This window comes from Agrococcus phoenicis (assembly GCF_047302415.1).
Classification (GTDB): Bacteria; Actinomycetota; Actinomycetes; order Actinomycetales; family Microbacteriaceae; genus Agrococcus.
Genome location: NZ_CP154854.1, coordinates 561,150 through 577,746, shown reverse-complemented (window position 1 = coordinate 577,746; position 16,597 = coordinate 561,150). Strand labels below are relative to the sequence as shown.

Genomic DNA, 16,597 nt, shown 5'->3' with positions numbered 1-16,597 from the left:
CCCCTAGGGCGCGGGGCTCTCCTGCGGCTCCTCCGAGGCCTCCGGAGCGGCAGGATCCTCGGGCGCCGGCGTCTCGCCCGACTCCCCCTGGATCTGCCCGGAGAGCTCGAGCGCCTGGGCGAGCGCCGCCGTCAGCCGCTCGTCGGCCTCGGCAGCTGCGACCAGGTCGTTCTCGGCGTAGGCGGCCTGGCGCTGCTGCAGCGCCTCGCCCGCCTCCTGGACGGCCGCGTCGAGCTGCGCCTGCAGGCTGCCCTCGGGCGCGGGCTCCTCGGAGGGATCCTCGCCCTCCTCGCCCGGTGCGGCGGGGTCGACGCCAGAGTCGCCGGCCTCCGCACCCGAGTCGCCGCCGAACAGCGCGTCGAGGGCTTCGTCGAGCGTGTCCTCGAAGGCGATGTCGTCGCCGAACGCCACGAGGATCTTTCGGAGCACCGGGAAGGAGGTCGCACCCGTCGACTGCAGGTAGACCGGCTGCACGTACAGCAGGCCGCCACCCACCGGCAGCGTCAGCAGGTTGCCGTTGATGACCTCCGAGGCACCCTGGCGGAGCAGGTTGAGCTGCTGCGAGACCGCGTCGTCGGTGTCGAAGGTGTTCTGCACCTGACCGGGTCCGGGGATCGATCTGTCCTTCGGCAGCATCTGCAGCGTGAGCTGCCCGTAGGACTCCGCCACCTCGCCCGGCGTGCCACCCGCGTCGGCGTTCACCGACAGGTAGCCGTAGAGCACGTTGCGGCCGTCCCGCGGGATGAACGTCGAGTACAGCGTGAACGCCGGATCCTGGCCATCGACCGACATCGTCAGGTAGAACGGCGGCTGCAGCGGAGCCGTCGCCTCCGTGGCGCCCTCGGTCGGGTCGTTCGGCGTCGCCCACTGGTCGTCGCCCGAGAAGAAGGTGCCCGGGTTCGTGACGTGGTAGTCGCCGAGGATCGAGCGCTGCAGCTTGAACATGTCGGCCGGGTAGCGCACGTGGCTCATCAGCTCGCCCGACATCTCGCTGATCGGACGGATCGTGCCCGGGTAGATCTCGTTCCACGCCTGGAGGATCGGATCCTCGGCATCCCACGCGTAGAGCGTGACGGAGCCGTCGTACGCGTTCACGACCGCCTTCACCGAGTTGCGCACGTAGTTGATGACGTCGCCGATGGGCGGCGTCGGGTTCGTGGAGTCGGCGATCGCCTGCTGCACCGAGCGGTGCGACGAGTAGGGGTAGGTCGAGGCGGTCGTCATGCCGTCGACGATCCACACGAGCTGCTCGTCGACGATCGCCGGGTAGGTGTCGCTGTCGAGCGTCAGCCACGGCGCCACCTCGGCCACGCGCTGCAGCGGGTTGCGGTCGTAGAGGATCTGCGACTCGTCGGTGACGGCATCGGAGAGCACGATCTGCTCGGACTGGAACTTCAGCGCGTAGACCAGGCGGTTGAAGATGTTGTCGAGCTTCGGGCCGCCCTCGCCGGCGAAGGTCGTCTCGGCGTTGCCGCTGCCCTCCTCGCTCGAGCGCGGGTAGTCGAGCTCGAGGTTGCCGGGCGCGCCGACGATCGAGTAGTCGGGCATCGACTCGCCGAAGTAGACGCGCGGCTCGTACTCCCCGAGCGCACCGGTCGTCGGGATGCCGGCCTGCATGAACACCGGCTGGCCCTCTGGCCCGCGCTGGTTGCCGTAGGCGGCGACGACGCCGTAGCCGTGGGTGTAGACGATGTGGCGGTTGTACCAGCTGTCCTCGTCGAGACCGGAGAGGTCGAGCTCGCGCACCGCGATCACCGTGTCCTGCGTCTGGCCGTCGATCTCGTAGCGGTCGACGTCGAGCTGGTCGCGGAAGCCGTAGTACTGGCGGTACTCCTGCAGGTTCGCGAACGCGTCCGTCACGAGCGCGGGGTCGATGATGCGGATGTTCGCGGTCGTCTCCGCGTCCTCCCGCAGTGCGCCGGGCTCCGCGTCGGTGCGCGCATCCGAGGCCGTCTCGACCATCTCGTCGACGCCCCACGCGGAGCGGGTGGCGTCGATGTTGCGCTGGATGTACTCGGCCTCGAGGGTCCTCGCGCTCGGGTCGACGTTGAAGCGCTGCATGATCGCCGGGTAGGCCACGCCGACGACGAGCGACGCAGCGATCAGCAGGCCGGTGCCCACGATGGCGACGCGCCAGCGGCCGATGATGGCGGTGACGATGAAGAACAGCGCGACGACGCCGGCGATGCCCGCGAGGATCTGCGCGCCGGGGATCGAGGCGTTGACCTCGGTCCAGCCGGCACCGGTCGGCAGGAAGCCCTGCGAGGTCTGCGCGAGCGTCGCGTACTGGCCCAGCCAGATCGAGACGCCGAGCACGAGCATGTAGAGCGCACCGACGACGGCGAGCTGGATGCGCGCGGAGCGCGAGATGCGCACCTCGCGGCCCGTGATGCGGATCGCTCCGTAGAGGTAGGCGGTCGCGAGCGTCGCGACGCCGCAGATGAACAGCACCGCGAGCGCGAAGCCGACGATCTGCTGGTAGAAGGGCAGCTCGAAGATGTAGAAGCCGACGTCGAGGCCGAACTGCGGGTCGGTCTCGCCGAAGGGACGGCGGTGCAGCCACAGCTGCGCGGTCTCCCACTGCGAGGCCGCGGCGACGCCGGAGAAGAGTCCGAGCGCGGCGGGAGCCGCCCACATGACGAGCTTGCGCAGCGGCTCGACGAGCTCCTGGTAGCGGTCGAGCTGCGAGTTCAGCTGCGCGTAGACCGGCCGCGAGCGGAACGCGACCTGCACGGCGATGGCGAGCGGCACGGCCATCGCGACGAAGCCGATCGCGAACATCGTGGCGATCGAGAGCCAGCGCTTCTGCAGCACCTGCACGAAGCCCAGCTGGTCGAACCAGAGGATGTCGGCGTAGAAGCCCGAGAAGAGCACGAAGGCGCCGATGATGGCGGCCACGATCAGCACCGTGATCAGCAACGGCGATGGCCGCTGCCTCCCGGTGGTCGCTGCGGTGGGTCGTTCGGCGTTGGCAGACACGTCGTAGGGCTCCAGAGCTCAGTGTGGCGGTCGCGCCATCGTATCTGCCGAGGCTATGAGTCTTCGCCGCGCCCTCGGCGAGGTCGCGGGGGCCGCAGCCGCCCGGGGCTCCGTCGCGGTCGTGTCAGTCGCCGGCGCCGCACGTCGGCAGCTGCGAGGTGTCCTCGTTCATCGCCACCGCTTCGATCGCGGCGATCGCGTCGTCGAGCGTGTCGACGGCGAAGACCGTCAGACCGGGCGGCACGCGCCCCGCGACCTCGCCGCAGTTCTCGACCGGCGCGAGGAAGTGCGTCGCACCCGCGTCCACGGCGCCGTGCAGCTTCTGCACGATGCCGCCGATGGGGCCCACGTCGCCCAGCGCCGAGATCGTGCCCGTGCCCGCCCAGCGCGTGCCCGCCGTCATCGCGCCGGGGGTCAGCTCGTCGACGATGCCGAGGGCGAACATCATGCCGGCGCTCGGGCCGCCGACGTTCGGCAGCTGGATCTCGACGTCGAAGGGGAAGGTGAACTCGTTGGAGGGGTAGATGCCGACGAGCCGCTGCTCACCCTCCACCAGCGGCGTCACCTCCACCGTCAGCGGCTCGCCGTCGCGCTCGATGTCGAAGGTCGCCGGACCGTCGACCGCGGCGATGGCCTGGCGGATCGACGCGACGTCGTAGGCCGTCTCCCCGTTGACGCGCAGGATGCGGTCGTCCTCCTCGAGGATCCCGACCGCGGGCGCATCCGGGATCACGCCGGCGACGCGCACGTCGCTGACGATCTCGAGCCCCTCGTGCAGCAGCGCGGCGGCGACGGCGGCCTGCTGCGAGTTCTGCATCTCGATGCGGCCTGCCTCGTTCGACTCCTCGACCGAGACGTCGTCCGGGAAGGCGGCATCCATCGGGATGATGGAGTCAGCGGGGTCGAGGTAGGCCTGCGCGACCTCGACCCAGCTCAGCGGGCGCTGCGGGTTGCCGTAGAGGGCGATGGTCAGCAGCCGCAGCTCGCCCTCGGTGGGGAAGGTCTCCTCCCCCTCGATCGAGATCAAGGGGCCCGCATCCGTCGTTCCGAGCGTGTCGTAGGTCGGGCCCGGCACCTCCACCACGTAGGGCGAGGGCACGAAGGCGAGCGCGAGCGCGGCGAGCGCCGTCGCCGTCAGCGCGCCCCACCCGGCACGGCGGAGGCGCCGCGGCCGGACATCCGGGAAGCGCCGGTGTGGCGGGTGTTCGCGGACGGCGGAGGGCGGGATGGACGGATTCCCGGCTGGTGACGACATGCTGCGGATAGCGTAGTCGCATGCCTGAGGACTCCGAAGATCGGCGCCCCGAGGACGAGCTGCGCGAGATGCTGCAGCAGTTCCTCTCCGGTGATGGCCCCATCGACCCGTCCCGCCTCGCGGGAGCCGCGGGGATGCCCTCCGATCCCGCGCAGCTGCAGGCGCTGATGGCGCAGCTGCAGGCCGCGCTCGCGCGCAGCGACGACGGCATCGACTGGAGCGCGGCTGCGCGCCAGGCGGCCTCGGTCGTGCAGCGCGACCCGGGCTCGGTCACCACCGCGGAGCGCGAGGCCGTCCAGCAGGCGGCCGACCTCGCGGCGCTGTGGTTGAGCGAGACGACGGAGATCGGCGCGGTGACCGCGCTCACGATGATGTCGCGGCAGCAGTGGGTCGACGCGACCCTGCCGGTCTGGCAGGAGATGAGCGAACCCGTCGCCAGCAGCATCGCGAACGCGCTCACCCGAGCCATGCAGGAGCACGCGCCCGAGGAGGCGCAGGCGATGCTCGCCGGCGCCGAGAAGATCCTGCGCAACGTGGGCGGCACGATGTTCGCGATGCAGCTGGGCAACGTGATCGGCCAGCTCGCGGGCGAGACGGTGGCTGGCGGCGACTTCGGCTTCCCGCTGCTGGAGAGCACCGCGGCGCTGCTGCCCGTGAACCTGCGCTCGGTCGCGGACGGCCTCGAGATCCCCGAGGACCAGGTGCGCATCTGGATGGCGGCGCGCGAGCTCGCCCACGCGCGGCTCTTCCACCACGCGCGCTGGCTGCGGCTGCACGTGCTCTCCGCGGTGCGCGAGTACGCCGAGGGCATCAGCATCGACGTGGAGCGCCTCGAGGAGCTCGCGGAGTCCTTCGACCCCACGAACCCCGACGAGCTGCGCCAGGCGCTCTCCAGCGGCGCGCTGATCCCGCCGAAGACGCCCGAGCAGCTCGAGGCGCTCGCCCGGCTCGAGACCACCATCGCCCTCATCGAGGGATGGGTCGACGCCGTCACGGAGGCTGCGACCGTCCGCCTGCCCAAGCGCGACGCGATCGCCGAGTCGGTGCGACGCCGGCGTGCCACGGGCGGCCCCGCGGAGAAGGCCTTCGGCACCCTCGTCGGCCTCGAGATCCGACCGCGGCGCCTGCGCGAGGCCGCGGCCTTCTGGCGGACGGTGACGGACGCGGTGGGCGCGGAGGTGCGCGACTCCCTCTGGGATCAGCCCGACCTGATGCCCGGCTCCGACGACATCGATGACCCCGCGCGGGTGATCGCCCGCCTGCAGGGCGTCGGCGAGCTCGACGAGATGGATCTCGCGCTGCAGGAGCTGCTGGACGACGCCGAGCGCGGCTCGACGGAGGATCGGCAGGGCGGAGCCGACGCCGGCGAGGACGGCGCAGACGACGCGGATGCGGGCGAGCGCGATGCTGCCGAGCCCGGCCCAGCCGACGCCGATGGCGAGGGCGCCGGCTCCCCCGACGACGACCCCAAGCCGGTCTAGCTCGCCGCGGACGGCATCGGCGGCTGTGGAGAGCCGGCGACGTGCACGACGGCGATGGCGCACCATGCGCGCATGCTGAGACTCGATCCGCACCTGGCCGTCTTCCGCTCCGCTCCCGACCGCATCGCCATCGGTGCGCAGGAGCGCGTCGCCGACCTGGACGCCGATCCGTCGACCCTGCGCGCCATCGCCGCGCTCACCCGCGGGGTGCTGCCGCGCGAGCTCGAGCAGCTGATCGGCGAGGGCCAGGCGACCGCGCTGCTCGCGTCGATCGGCGCAGCCGTGCTCGACCACCGGCCGCGCCTCCCGGTCGTGGTGCGCGGGCGCATCCGCCTCGCCGAGCAGCTGCACCGCGGGGTGCGCGAGGCAGGGCACCGCGCTGGCGACGACCTCGTGCTGCCGGTGGCGGCGTGGCGGCTGCCGACCGGCGAGCTCGAGCGGCTGCTGCTCGAGGGCGTCGCGCACCTGCCGGTGATCGTCGGCGACGCCTGGCTGCAGATCGGCCCCTTCGTGCCGGCGGGCGGCGGGTGCGCGCGATGCACGATGCTCGCAGAGGACGCGCTGCTGCCCGCGCACCTGACGCCCGAGGCCAGCGCGATCGCAGCAGCGCAAGCGATGGTGACGGTGCTCGGCGCGCTGCACCGTGCGAGCGAGGGGGCGCTGCCCGCAGGCTGGGGCACGCGCATCCGTCAGCGCGACGGCGCGGTCAGCGCCCTGCGGCGCCGCCGCCCGTGCTCGCACCGCGGCGACCGACGCCGGCCCGCGGCGGAGCGATCTCGGCCAGGAACCGCGATGGCTGCCTGACCTGGTGGCCGGATCCCTTGGCCCAGCTGAGCGAGAGCGTGCGCTGGGCTCGCGTGATCGCGACGTAGAGCAGACGGCGCTCCTCGTCGATCTCTGCGAGCGTGGTCGCGTGCGAGATGGGCAGCAGCCCCTCGGCGAGGCCGGCGATGTGCACGTGCCGCCACTCCAGCCCCTTCGCGGCATGGATCGTGGCGATCGTGACGGCCGCGACCGAGGGCTCGTGCTCGGTCTGGGCGCGACGCTGCAGGTCGCGGGCGAACGCCGGCAGGTCGGTGCCGCCCACCTCCTCCGCGAGCGTGACCAGCGCGTGCAGCGCATCCCACTGCGCCCGCTCCTCGCCGTGCGTCGTCGGCGGCTGCGCGCGGTACCCGAGACCCATCACGATGTCGGTGACCGCCTGGAAGACGGGGCGGTCATCGGCGGGGGCGCTGCGCAGCATCAGCACGGCGCGCTTGACCACGGGGATCTCGAAGAAGCGCTGCGAGCCGCGCACCGTCGACGACAGCCCGACGCTCGAGAGCGCCTGCTCGATCAGCCCGGACTGCGCGTGGAATCGGATGAGCACGGCGATGTCGCCCGCGTCGGCTCCGGCGTCCACCTGCGCCCGGCATGCGGCGGCGATCGCGGCCGCCTCGGCCGAGTCGTTGGCGTGCACGGTGAGGCTCGGCTCGCGCCCTGCCTCGCCGGATGCGGCAGAGAGGGTGAGCGCGTCGCGGCCTCGCATGAGCCGGTTGGCGCTGCCGACGATCGCGGCCGTCGATCGGTAGGAGCGCTCCAGCCGCACCACCTCCGCCTCCGGGTGGTCGTGGACGAAGCGGCTGAGGCTCGCGGCGTCGGCGCCGGCGAACGAGTAGATCGTCTGGCTCGGGTCGCCGACCACGCAGATGTCGCGGCGCTCACCGAGCCACGCGGCGAGCACGCGCTGCTGCATCGGTGAGACGTCCTGGTACTCGTCGACGGTGAAGTGCCGGTAGCGCGAGCGCACCTCGTCGGCGACGACCGGCTCGCGCTCGATCATGCCGGCGGTGGCGAGCAGCACGTCCTCGAAGTCGATCTGGCGCCGCTCGTCCTTGACCCGCTCGTACGCCATGTGCAGGTCGATCATCGCCTCCGGGGCGATGCCGGTGGGCAGGGGGCGGATGCGCGCCTGGACCGCGTAGTCCTCGATGGTCATCGCCTGCGACTTGCGCCACTCCACCTCGCCGGCAGCATCGCGCAGCTGCGCCGTCGGCAGCCGCAGCCGCAGCTGGGCCGCGGCGTCCGCGAGCGTCGACGCCTTCTGCGGCAGCAGCGCCGGCATGCGGGAGCCCGTGATGCGCGGCCAGAAGTGCGAGAGCTGCGCGAGCGCTGCTGCGTGGAAGGTGCGGGCCTGCACGCCGCCGGCGCCGAGGCGGGCGAGCCTCGTGCGCATCTCGCCCGCCGCGCGCGCGGTGAAGGTGAGCGCGAGCGAGGCGTGCTCGGCCTGCTCGCCCGTGGCGACCGCGTAGGCGATGCGGTGGGTGATGGCCCGCGTCTTGCCGGTGCCTGCGCCGGCGAGGATCGCGACCGGACCGCCGAGCGTGGTCGCGGCGAGCCGCTGCTGCTCGTCGAGCCCGGCGAGGATGCGGTCGGCGTCGGTCACGGCAGCGGCCGGGTCGGCCTCGATCACCGGTCGAGCCACGCCTCGAGGATCCACGAGGCGATCGAGGTGCGGCCGGGCAGCTGGACCACGCCGGAGCGCAGCTCGTCCCGCGTGAACCACCGCACGTCGAGGATCTCCACCCCGTCGGGGACCAGCGTGTCGGGATCAGGGGCGGTGCACTCGAACCCGATCATGAGGCTGCGAGGGAAGGGCCAGGGCTGCGAGCCGAGGTAGCGCGGCGCGACCACGCGCAGCCCCGTCTCCTCGTGCACCTCGCGCACCACGGCGGCCTCGAGCGACTCCCCGGGATCGACGAAGCCGGCGATCAGCGAGTAGCGGCCCTCGGGCCACGCCGCGTTGTGGCCGAGCAGGATCCGCTCGTCGGCGGGGTCGTGGATGGCGACGATGACGGCAGGATCGGTGCGCGGGAAGTGCGGTGCGCCGCTCTCCGAGCGACGCACCCAGCCCGACTCCTCGAACGCGGTCGACGAGCCGTCGAGCGGGCTGTGCGCGCTCTCGCGCTGCCAGACGCCCAGCGCCACGGCCTGCACGAGCACGCCCGCGTCCGCGTCGTCGAGGTCGGCCCCGACCTCGCGCAGCGAGCGCCACTCGGCGCCGGGTACCTCGAAGGGCTCGGCGACGAGCTGGCTGAGGATCACCGCGCCCCGCTCGTCGGCGTCCGAGGGCGTCAGGCGCCCCAGCCAGCTGGGCGGCACGGGCGGGTCGACGGGCGCGAGATCCGGCGGCAGCTCGCCGGGCGCGAAGCGCACGAGGCGCCCGTCGCGCACGGGTGCGCGGTCGCCGGCGACGACGACGATGCGCGTCGAGGCTGCGGCGAGCGCCCGATCGACCGCGTCGGGCAGGATCCGCGAGACGTGGTCGCGGTCGAGCTGCGAGCGCGAGAGCGGCGGCACCGCTGCGGTCGGCGCGGCACCTGCAGCGCCTGCGTGCGCCGATCGAGCCGCGGGGCCCTGGGGCCCACCTGTCGTGCTGGGCACGTCACCTCCGTCGCGTGGCGCGGCCCCGCTGCAGCGAGTGCGGCCTAGCCTGGCATCCATGAGCTCGAACCCCTTCACTCTAGCCGCGCTCGCCACGACCGCTGTGCCCGGCCTCGACGTGGCCGGCGCTGCGGAGGACGGCTCCGACGAGCACCGATCCGTCGTCGCGGCCCGGCTCGCAGACGGTTCGACGGTGCAGATCATCCTGCCCCGATCGGTCACGGCGCTGCGCACCGAGCAGGCGCACGAGCGAGCGCTCGCGGCGCTGACCCTCGCGACCCGCTCGCGGCTGCCGTTCGAGGTGCCGACGCTGCTCGGCACGACGGAGGCGGGGAGGTCGACGCTCTCCGTGCTCACCCGCCTCGGGGGCACGACGATGCGGCTCGGCGACCTGTCCCCCGCGAAGCCCGGCCTCCCCGAGAGCGTCGGTCGAGCGATGGCGGCGCTGCACGAGCTGCCGACCTCTGTCGCCTCCGACGCCGGGCTCCCCCACGAGAGCGCGCAGGCGCTGCGCACTCGACTGCTCGACACCTTCGACCGCGCCGCGGCGACCGGTTCGGTGCCGGCGCCGCTGCTCGAGCGGTGGGAGGCGGCGCTCGGCGACGACCAGCTGTGGCAGTTCAAGCCCGCGCTCGTGCACGGCGACCTGCAGGCACCGGCGTTCCGCATCGAGGGCACCGAGGTGGTCGGGCTCGACGGCTGGCACGCCCTCGCCATCGGCGACCCGGCGCGGGACCTCGCGTTCCTGCTGGGGTCGAGCGAGTTCGGCAGCGTCGACGCCGCCTTCGACGCGCACGCCGCGGCGCGCGGCATCGGCGACCGGCAGGTGCGACAGCGCGCGATGCTGCACGCAGAGCTCGACATCGCTCGCTGGCTGCTGCACGGCGTCGACCGCGGCGACGCCGCCATCGTCGAGGACGCCAAGGGGATGCTCGCGGGGCTCGTGGCTCGGGTGGACCGCGACCCGGGTGCTGCGATCGCCGCGCAGCGGCTCGAGACGATGGACCTCACCGGCGTGCAGGCCTACCTCGGCGACACCTCGGAGGTGTCGGGGCGCCTGGAGGATCCCGAGGCGCAGCGGAGCACCGACGTCATCGACGAGCCCGCCGCGGGCACCGGCCAGCACGCCACCGCGCTCGAGCCGACGGGCGACCGCGACGCCGACGGGGACTCCGCGCAGCGCTGAGGGGCTGCCAGAGCCTCTGCGTCCGTGCCGATGGCAGGCGCTCAGCGCAGCGCCGCCGCCGCCACCGCCTGCTGCGCCCGCGACCAGCGGGCCTCGAGCTCGGCGAGGGACTCGATGCGCGACGGCCTGACGATGCGGTCGTGCTCGACGAAGTAGAGCTCCGCGTCGACCTGCTCCGGCTCCAGGCCGGCGTGCGCGGCGTACGCGGCGCGGTACAGCGCGAGCTGCAGCTGGCGCGCCTCGAGGTCTGCGGCCCCGCTCGGCAGCCGACCCGTCTTCCAGTCCACCACCGTGGCGCGATCGCCGTCGCGATAGACGGCATCGATCTTGCAGACCACCGTCGTGCCCGCCAGCGGCAGGTGGATCTCGATCTCGGTCTCCGCCGGCTGGCGATCGCCGTAGGGCGAGGCGAGGAAGGTCTGCTTCAGCCGCTCCAGGCGCTCCGCGTCGATGCCGACGAGCTCCTCGTCGAGCGCCTCGTCGTCGACCGCGTCGCCGAGCCCGATCGCGCCGTCGCGGCGCTCGACCCAGCCGTGGAAGAGGGTGCCCAGCCTGGTCGCCGCGAAGGGCCGCTGCGGCATCGGCCGCGCGATCTGCCGCGCGACGGCGACGGGGTCTGCCGCCCAGTCCTTGAATCCCGACGCGGCGATGCGGCTCGGCAGGGCCAGGGTCGTGGTGACGCGATCGGCCAGCAGCAGCTCGATCGCGGCGTCCCACGGTGAGGGCGCGCTCGAGTCGGCCGCCTCGACGATCGCCGCGGCGCGCTCGACGCGGTCGCGACGGGCACCGAGCGGGTCGGCGGGCCACGTCACCGTCGTCGTGCGCGCGCCGAGCGGGTTCTCCGCGCCCTTCTCCGGCGGCTCGAGGAGACGCACCCCGCGGGCGTGGGCCGCCTGCTCGAGCAAGCGCTTCGGCTTCGCGGCGCCCTTGGCGGTGCCATACCACTGCGCCGCGGACAACCACAGCGCCTCCTTGGCCCGGGTCACCGCGACGTACGAGAGGCGATCCCCCTCGGCCTCCTGGTGCGCCAGGAGCTCGCCGACGTAGCGCTCCCGCGCCCGCGCGTACGAGGCCTTCGTCGTGTGGCCCTGCCACTGCAGCGCCGCGAGGAGCCCCGCGTCGCCCCGGAGGGGATGCGGCAGCCGCGCCCAGTCGAGCCAGCCGAGCGGGGTGCTCTCCGCCTTCCCCTCCGCGAGTCGCGGCAGGGCGACGAGATCCCACTCGAGCCCCTTCGCAGCGTGCATCGTCATCACCACGACGACACCGGGTGCCTGCTGCGGCTGCGGAGCCTCGGGGCCGCGACCCTCGTCGAGCACCTCGAGATAGGTGAGGAAGGCCTCGAGCGTGCCGCGCTCGTCCGCGGCGGCGAAGGCCTGCACCTCGCGCGCCAGCGCATCGAGCGCATCGTGGCTGCCGCTCGGCTTCGCCGCGAGCTCGATGTCGAGGCGCAGCGCCTGCTCGACCGTGCGCACGAGCTCGGGCAGCGGCATGCCGGCGCGGCTGCGCAGGGCGCGCAGCAGCGACCCGGCCTCCAGGAGTCGGGCGAGCCCCGCCTCGGTGGCGCCGTCGAGGCGACGCTCGTCGACGACCGCGTCGAGCGCGTCGACGATGGAGGCGCTCGCCTCGGCCGCGACCGCGCCGCGATCCGCCCTGCGCTGCTCCTCGCTCAGCCCGCGGCGCACGATCGACTGCGCGTGCCGCTGCAGCGCCGCGAGGTCGGCGACGCCCACGCGCCAGCGGCTGCCGGCCAGCAGGCGCACGAGGCTCGAGCCCTCCTCGGGCCGGCCGAGCACGCGCAGGGCCGCGATCAGGTCGACGACCTCCGGCTCGTCGAGCAGGCCGCCACCGCCGGAGCGCGTGACCGAGATGCCCTCCGCCCGCAGGGCCTGCGCGATCTCGACGCCGGCGGCGTGGGATCGCACCAGCACCGCGGCGCTCTTCGAGCCGCGGCCCTCACCGCTGCCGTGCGCGCGGAACCAGCCGGCGAGCTCGCGCGCCTCGTCCTCCACCGTCTCGACGTGGCGCACCTCGACCTCGCCAGGGCCGGCACCTTCGCGCGGCTGCAGGGGGTCGACGGGCACGCCCGGCTGCAACGGGAGGTCGCGGGCGATCGCGTGCGCGACCTCCAGCACCGCGGCGTCGTTGCGCCAGCTGGTCGAGAGCGAGAGCGTCTGGCGCACCTCGAGGCTGTCCGCGAAGAGCTTCAGCGTGCCGGCGCTCGCTCCGCGGAAGCCGTAGATGGCCTGGTTGGGATCGCCGACCGCCATCACCGGGGTGCCGTGGAAGAGCCGCTGCAGCAGCTGCAGCTGCAGCACCGAGGTGTCCTGGAACTCGTCGAGCAGCACGAAGCGGTGGCGTGCTCGCAGCTCGTCGATCGCGGCGGGGTGCGCCTCGATCGCATCGAGCGCGAGCCGCACCTGATCGCTGAACTGCACGGCGCCGAGTCGGCGCTTCTCTCGATCGAAGGCATCCACGAGCGCGAGCAGCGGGTCGAGCGCGCCGACGCGCTCGATGTCGTTCTGCAGCCCCTTGCGCGCGTCGGCGGCCAGCTTCTCGCCCTCCTCGGCATCCGGCAGGGCCGCGAGCAGTCCGAACCCGTCGGCGTACTGCCTGCGGCGCACGTCCTCGGTCGTGACGTGGTGGTCGCCGAGCTCACCGGCGAGCTGCAGCACGCGCCTGGCGATCGTGTCGGCGGTGCCGAGCCTGGCCAGCCGCAGGTCGTCGGATGCGCGGGCCACGCGCATGGCGAGCAGGAACGCCGCCGGATCGGTCAGCACCTCGGATTCGGGATCCCTTCCGATGAGCAGCGCCCACTCCCGGAACAGCGCGCTGGCGAAGGAGTTGTAGGTCTGCACCACCGGCAGCCGCTGCTCCGCGCCCGCTGGCACCAGGCCGGCCTGCCGCAGGTGGTCGAGCTGCGTCCGGAGTCGATCGCTCAGCTCGCGCGCGGCCTTGCGGGTGAAGGTGAGGCCGAGGATCTCATCCGGCAGCGCCTTGCCGTTCGCGACGAGCCACAGCACGCGCTGCGCCATCGTGTGCGTCTTGCCGCTGCCCGCTCCCGCGACGACGAGCACCGGCTCGTCGGGCGCCTCGATCACGGCGATCTGCTCGGGCGTCGGCGGCAGCGCATCGCCCCCTCGCGCCACCGCGAGGGCCGTCTCGATCTCGATCGCGGTGGTCACTCGGTCACCTCCGGGATGACGTGGATGCGGCAGCTGCCGTAGGCGTAGCGGTTGGTGCAGTGCACGGCAGGCTGCGCGGAGAAGCTCGCGCCGCCCATGGTGTCGACGGCCGCGCGCAGGTGCTCGCGGAACGCATCCGCGACCTGGTCGTAGGGGTCGGAGTCGACCCGCTTGTCCTTGCGGGAGAGCTTCGGCATGAGCAGTCGCGCCTGCGTCGGAGCCCCCTCGGCGATGCCCTCGATCGCGCCCAGGGCGACCGCCAGCTGATAGGCGCGCAGCTGCAGGTTCCCGAGCTCTGGCACCGCCTTCGGCACCGATGCGCCCGTCTTGAGGTCGACGATGCGCACCCGGCCGTCCGGATGCCGCTCGAGCCAGTCGATCGAGCCCGAGAGGGTCGCACCGTCGAGATCGACCGAGAAGCGCGCCTCGCGGTCGCCCTGCTCGATCACCCACCCCTCGCCGCGCAGCACCTGGAAGTAGTCGGCGAGCGCCGCCGTCATCGGCGCCACCTCCTGCCGCTGCCGCGCCGCCTCCCAGCTCGATTCGTGCGCGAGCTCCGGGAAGCGGGCATCGATGGCCGCCTCGAGCGCGGCAGGGTCGGTCGAGTCGGCGCGCTCGACGGCGTCGTGCACGATCGTGCCGAAGGCTGCCGCCCTGCTGCCGGTGCCGCCGGCGATCCGGCCGATGATCCACGAGACCTCGCAGTCCGAGAGGGTCTGCAGCGCGGAGGGGCTGATGCGCACGGGCTCGTGGGCGTCCAGCCGCTCCACGCTCGAGAGCGGAGCGAGGCCCGCCCACTCCCGCGGCGACGCGCCCGCGACACCGCGCTCGGCGAGACGCCGCAGTGCGATCGCCGCGTCGGCAGCGATCGTCGGATCCGGGGCGGTCACGACGCGTCGCCGCAGGTGGCCGACGAGCGACCTGAGCGAGTGCCAGCCATCGGTGAAGGGCGGCACCGGCTCGACCCCTGCGAGGAAGGGTGAGCGCTGCTCGTCCTCGTTCTCGACCGCGGTCAGCACGACCGAGCGACGCGCGGTCGAGACGGCCTTGACGAACATGCGCAGCTCGTCGTGCAGCACCGCGGTGCGGGCGTCGTCGGTGTCGTCACCGGCGAGGCGGTTGGCGCCGAGCAGCGAGCCGCGCAGCCGGAGGTTCGGCCACACGCCGTCCTGCAGCCCCGCGACGACCACGGTGTCGAGCTCGCGCCCGACGAACTGCCCTGGCGTGCCGATGGCCACCCGCGCACCCTCGGCGCGCGCGGCGAGGGAGTCGTCGTCGACGCTCGAACCCAGCCAGGCCTCGACGAACCCTCCCGTGTCGACGTCGGGGCGGCGCTCGATGAGCCTCGCCACCTGGTCGAACAGCGCCACGACGCCGTCGAGCCGGCGGTTCGCGAGCTCGCGCTCCACCCCCACGCCCTCGAGCGCTGCGGACCGCCAGGGCTCCGCGACCGCTGCGGCATCCCAGACGGCCCACAGCACCTGATCGACGGATGCGGGGCTCGCTCCGCCCGCGAGCTCCCGCGCGCGCTCGATCATGCGCGCCAGGCGCCGCGCAGCGGCCGCAGCCGCTCGTGCAGCGCCCAGCCCCTCGAGGCGCTCCGGTCGCTCGATTGCCTCGCGCACGAGCTCGGCGCCGGGCACGTGCACCTCGCCGCCGGCCGCGACGACGCGGTGCCGCAGCGCCCGCTTGAGCCGGCGCACCGCGAGCGCATCCTGCCCCAGCAGGTCGCTGCGCAGCAGCTGCTCGGCGAGCTCGGCCGTCAGCGGCACCCGCCCGGCTGCGACGGCGAGCACCTGCACGAGCGCGTCGACCACCCCGACCTCGCGCAGCCTCGTGGGCCCGCCAGCCGCGATGGGCACGTCGAGCGAGGCCAGCAGCGACGCGAGCTCGGCGGCTGCCCGACCCGTGCGGGCGATGATCGCCATCTCGTCGTGGGGCACCCCGAGCGCGCGGCGCTCGTGGAGCACGCGAGCGATCTGCCGCGCCTGCTCGTCGACCGACGCGGCGATCCGCAGCTCCACGGCGTCTGCCGCGGCGGATGCCGGAGCCGCGCCGCGCTGATCGCCCGCTCGCGCCGTGCCGATGCGCTCGGCGGCGGATTCGGCGAACGCGCGGATCGCTGCACCGTGCCGGTGGTCGTGGGTGAGGCGGAGTCGGTGCCGCGGCTGCGCGGCGAACCCCAGCCGCTGCGGCAGGGCGCCGAGCAGCGCAGGATCGGCGCCCCGGAACCCGCCGGTGGCCGTGTCGGGGTCGCCGAAGGCCACGACGGTCGCGCCCCGTGCGCGCAGCGCCTCGAGCACGACGACCGCACCCTCCGTGAGCTCCTGCGCGTCGTCGACGAGCACGAGGGAGGGCAGCCGCACGGTCGTGACGGCGATCTCGGCGGCCGCCCGACGCAGCAGCGACGCAGCGGTCACCGCCTCGGCCCCGCGGCGCTCGAGTCGCTGCAGCCTGTCGAACTCGGCCATGAAGTCGCCCGCGGCGACCCATTCCGGCACGTCGCGGCGCCGGCCCTCGCGCGCCAGCGCGTCCGCCCCCATGCCACGCTCGGCCGCCGCCGCCATGAGCTCCCGCAGCTCGGCCCTGAAGCCCGCCTGCTCGCGCACCTCGAGCCCGAGGTGCGCCGGCCACGTCGGCCCGCTCGGCCGCCCCTCGGCCGCGTCGTCGGCATGACCGGCGAGCATGGCGGCGATGATGCGATCCTGCTCGGCGCCGGAGAGCAGCTGCGGCGCCGGGCGGCCCTCCGCGAGCGCCGCGGCGCTCAGCACGGCGTGCGCGAAGGACGGCATCGAGCGAGCGAGGGGGCCGGGCGTGACGAGCGCGGTACGCCGCGCCAGGCGGTCGCGCAGCGCGGTCGCCGCCTGGCGCGAGCCCGCGACGACGAGCAGCGCGGCGGGGTCGAGCCCGCCGCCCAGCCGGCTCGCCGCGAGCTCGACGAGCGTCGACGTCTTGCCCGTGCCCGCTGCGCCGATGACGATGGCGGATGCGGTCTCCGGCAGCGCGAGCACGGCGCGCTGAGAGGCGTCGAGGGCCACCGTCTGATGCGTCACAGCGCCACGGTACCGACGGCCGCCGACATCCGCGTTCG

General features: G+C 73.8%; 9 protein-coding genes. 3 read left to right on the top strand and 6 right to left on the bottom strand.

Going from position 1 to position 16,597, the window contains the following annotated elements; genetic code table 11:
* Nucleotides 1–3 precede the first annotated feature (3 nt).
* Together AA0Z99_RS02780 and AA0Z99_RS02775 are read right to left on the bottom strand one after the other, a co-directional pair.
* Nucleotides 4–2,979, bottom strand: coding sequence for a UPF0182 family protein (locus AA0Z99_RS02780; protein WP_413319244.1), 2,976 nt, complete (start codon nt 2,977–2,979; stop codon nt 4–6).
* A gap of 124 nt (nt 2,980–3,103) precedes the next feature.
* Entirely contained in the window at nt 3,104–4,234 is a 1,131-nt protein-coding gene (locus AA0Z99_RS02775; protein ID WP_413319242.1) for a PDZ domain-containing protein, read from the bottom strand.
* A 20-nt stretch (nt 4,235–4,254) separates the two neighbouring features.
* Between AA0Z99_RS02775 and AA0Z99_RS02770 the strand changes: the two genes are divergently transcribed.
* Complete coding sequence (locus tag AA0Z99_RS02770) at nt 4,255–5,715, top strand: zinc-dependent metalloprotease (RefSeq protein ID WP_413319240.1); 1,461 nt, start codon at nt 4,255–4,257, stop codon at nt 5,713–5,715.
* 72 nt (nt 5,716–5,787) lie between these two features.
* Nucleotides 5,788–6,519: a hypothetical protein gene (locus AA0Z99_RS02765; RefSeq protein ID WP_413319238.1), complete on the top strand. Its 732-nt coding sequence runs from the start codon at nt 5,788–5,790 to the stop codon at nt 6,517–6,519.
* Here the strand turns inward: AA0Z99_RS02765 and AA0Z99_RS02760 are convergent.
* Together AA0Z99_RS02760 and nudC are read right to left on the bottom strand one after the other, a co-directional pair.
* Nucleotides 6,422–8,179, bottom strand: coding sequence for an ATP-dependent helicase (locus AA0Z99_RS02760; protein WP_413319236.1), 1,758 nt, complete (start codon nt 8,177–8,179; stop codon nt 6,422–6,424). The genes AA0Z99_RS02765 and AA0Z99_RS02760 overlap by 98 nt on opposite strands.
* Nucleotides 8,164–9,138 carry an NAD(+) diphosphatase gene (gene nudC / locus AA0Z99_RS02755; protein WP_413319234.1) on the bottom strand — a complete coding sequence of 325 codons (975 nt, stop codon included), beginning with the start codon at nt 9,136–9,138 and terminating at the stop codon, nt 8,164–8,166. Before nudC ends, AA0Z99_RS02760 begins: the two co-directional genes overlap by 16 nt.
* Nucleotides 9,139–9,196: 58 nt before the next feature.
* Here nudC and AA0Z99_RS02750 point away from each other — a divergent pair, with 58 nt between their 5' ends.
* The gene (locus tag AA0Z99_RS02750) at nt 9,197–10,324 is read left to right on the top strand and encodes a phosphotransferase (protein WP_413319233.1); all 1,128 of its coding nucleotides are present in this window, start codon (nt 9,197–9,199) and stop codon (nt 10,322–10,324) included.
* A gap of 41 nt (nt 10,325–10,365) precedes the next feature.
* On the opposite strand, the gene AA0Z99_RS02745 is transcribed toward AA0Z99_RS02750, so the two are convergent.
* Together AA0Z99_RS02745 and AA0Z99_RS02740 are read right to left on the bottom strand one after the other, a co-directional pair.
* Nucleotides 10,366–13,506 (bottom strand): UvrD-helicase domain-containing protein, encoded by a 3,141-nt coding sequence (locus AA0Z99_RS02745; protein WP_413319231.1) that lies wholly within the window; start codon nt 13,504–13,506, stop codon nt 10,366–10,368.
* On the bottom strand, nt 13,503–16,559 hold the full coding sequence (locus tag AA0Z99_RS02740; RefSeq protein ID WP_413319229.1) for a PD-(D/E)XK nuclease family protein: 3,057 nt from the start codon (nt 16,557–16,559) through the stop codon (nt 13,503–13,505). The genes AA0Z99_RS02745 and AA0Z99_RS02740 overlap by 4 nt, the downstream gene beginning before the upstream one ends.
* Nucleotides 16,560–16,597 lie beyond the last annotated feature (38 nt).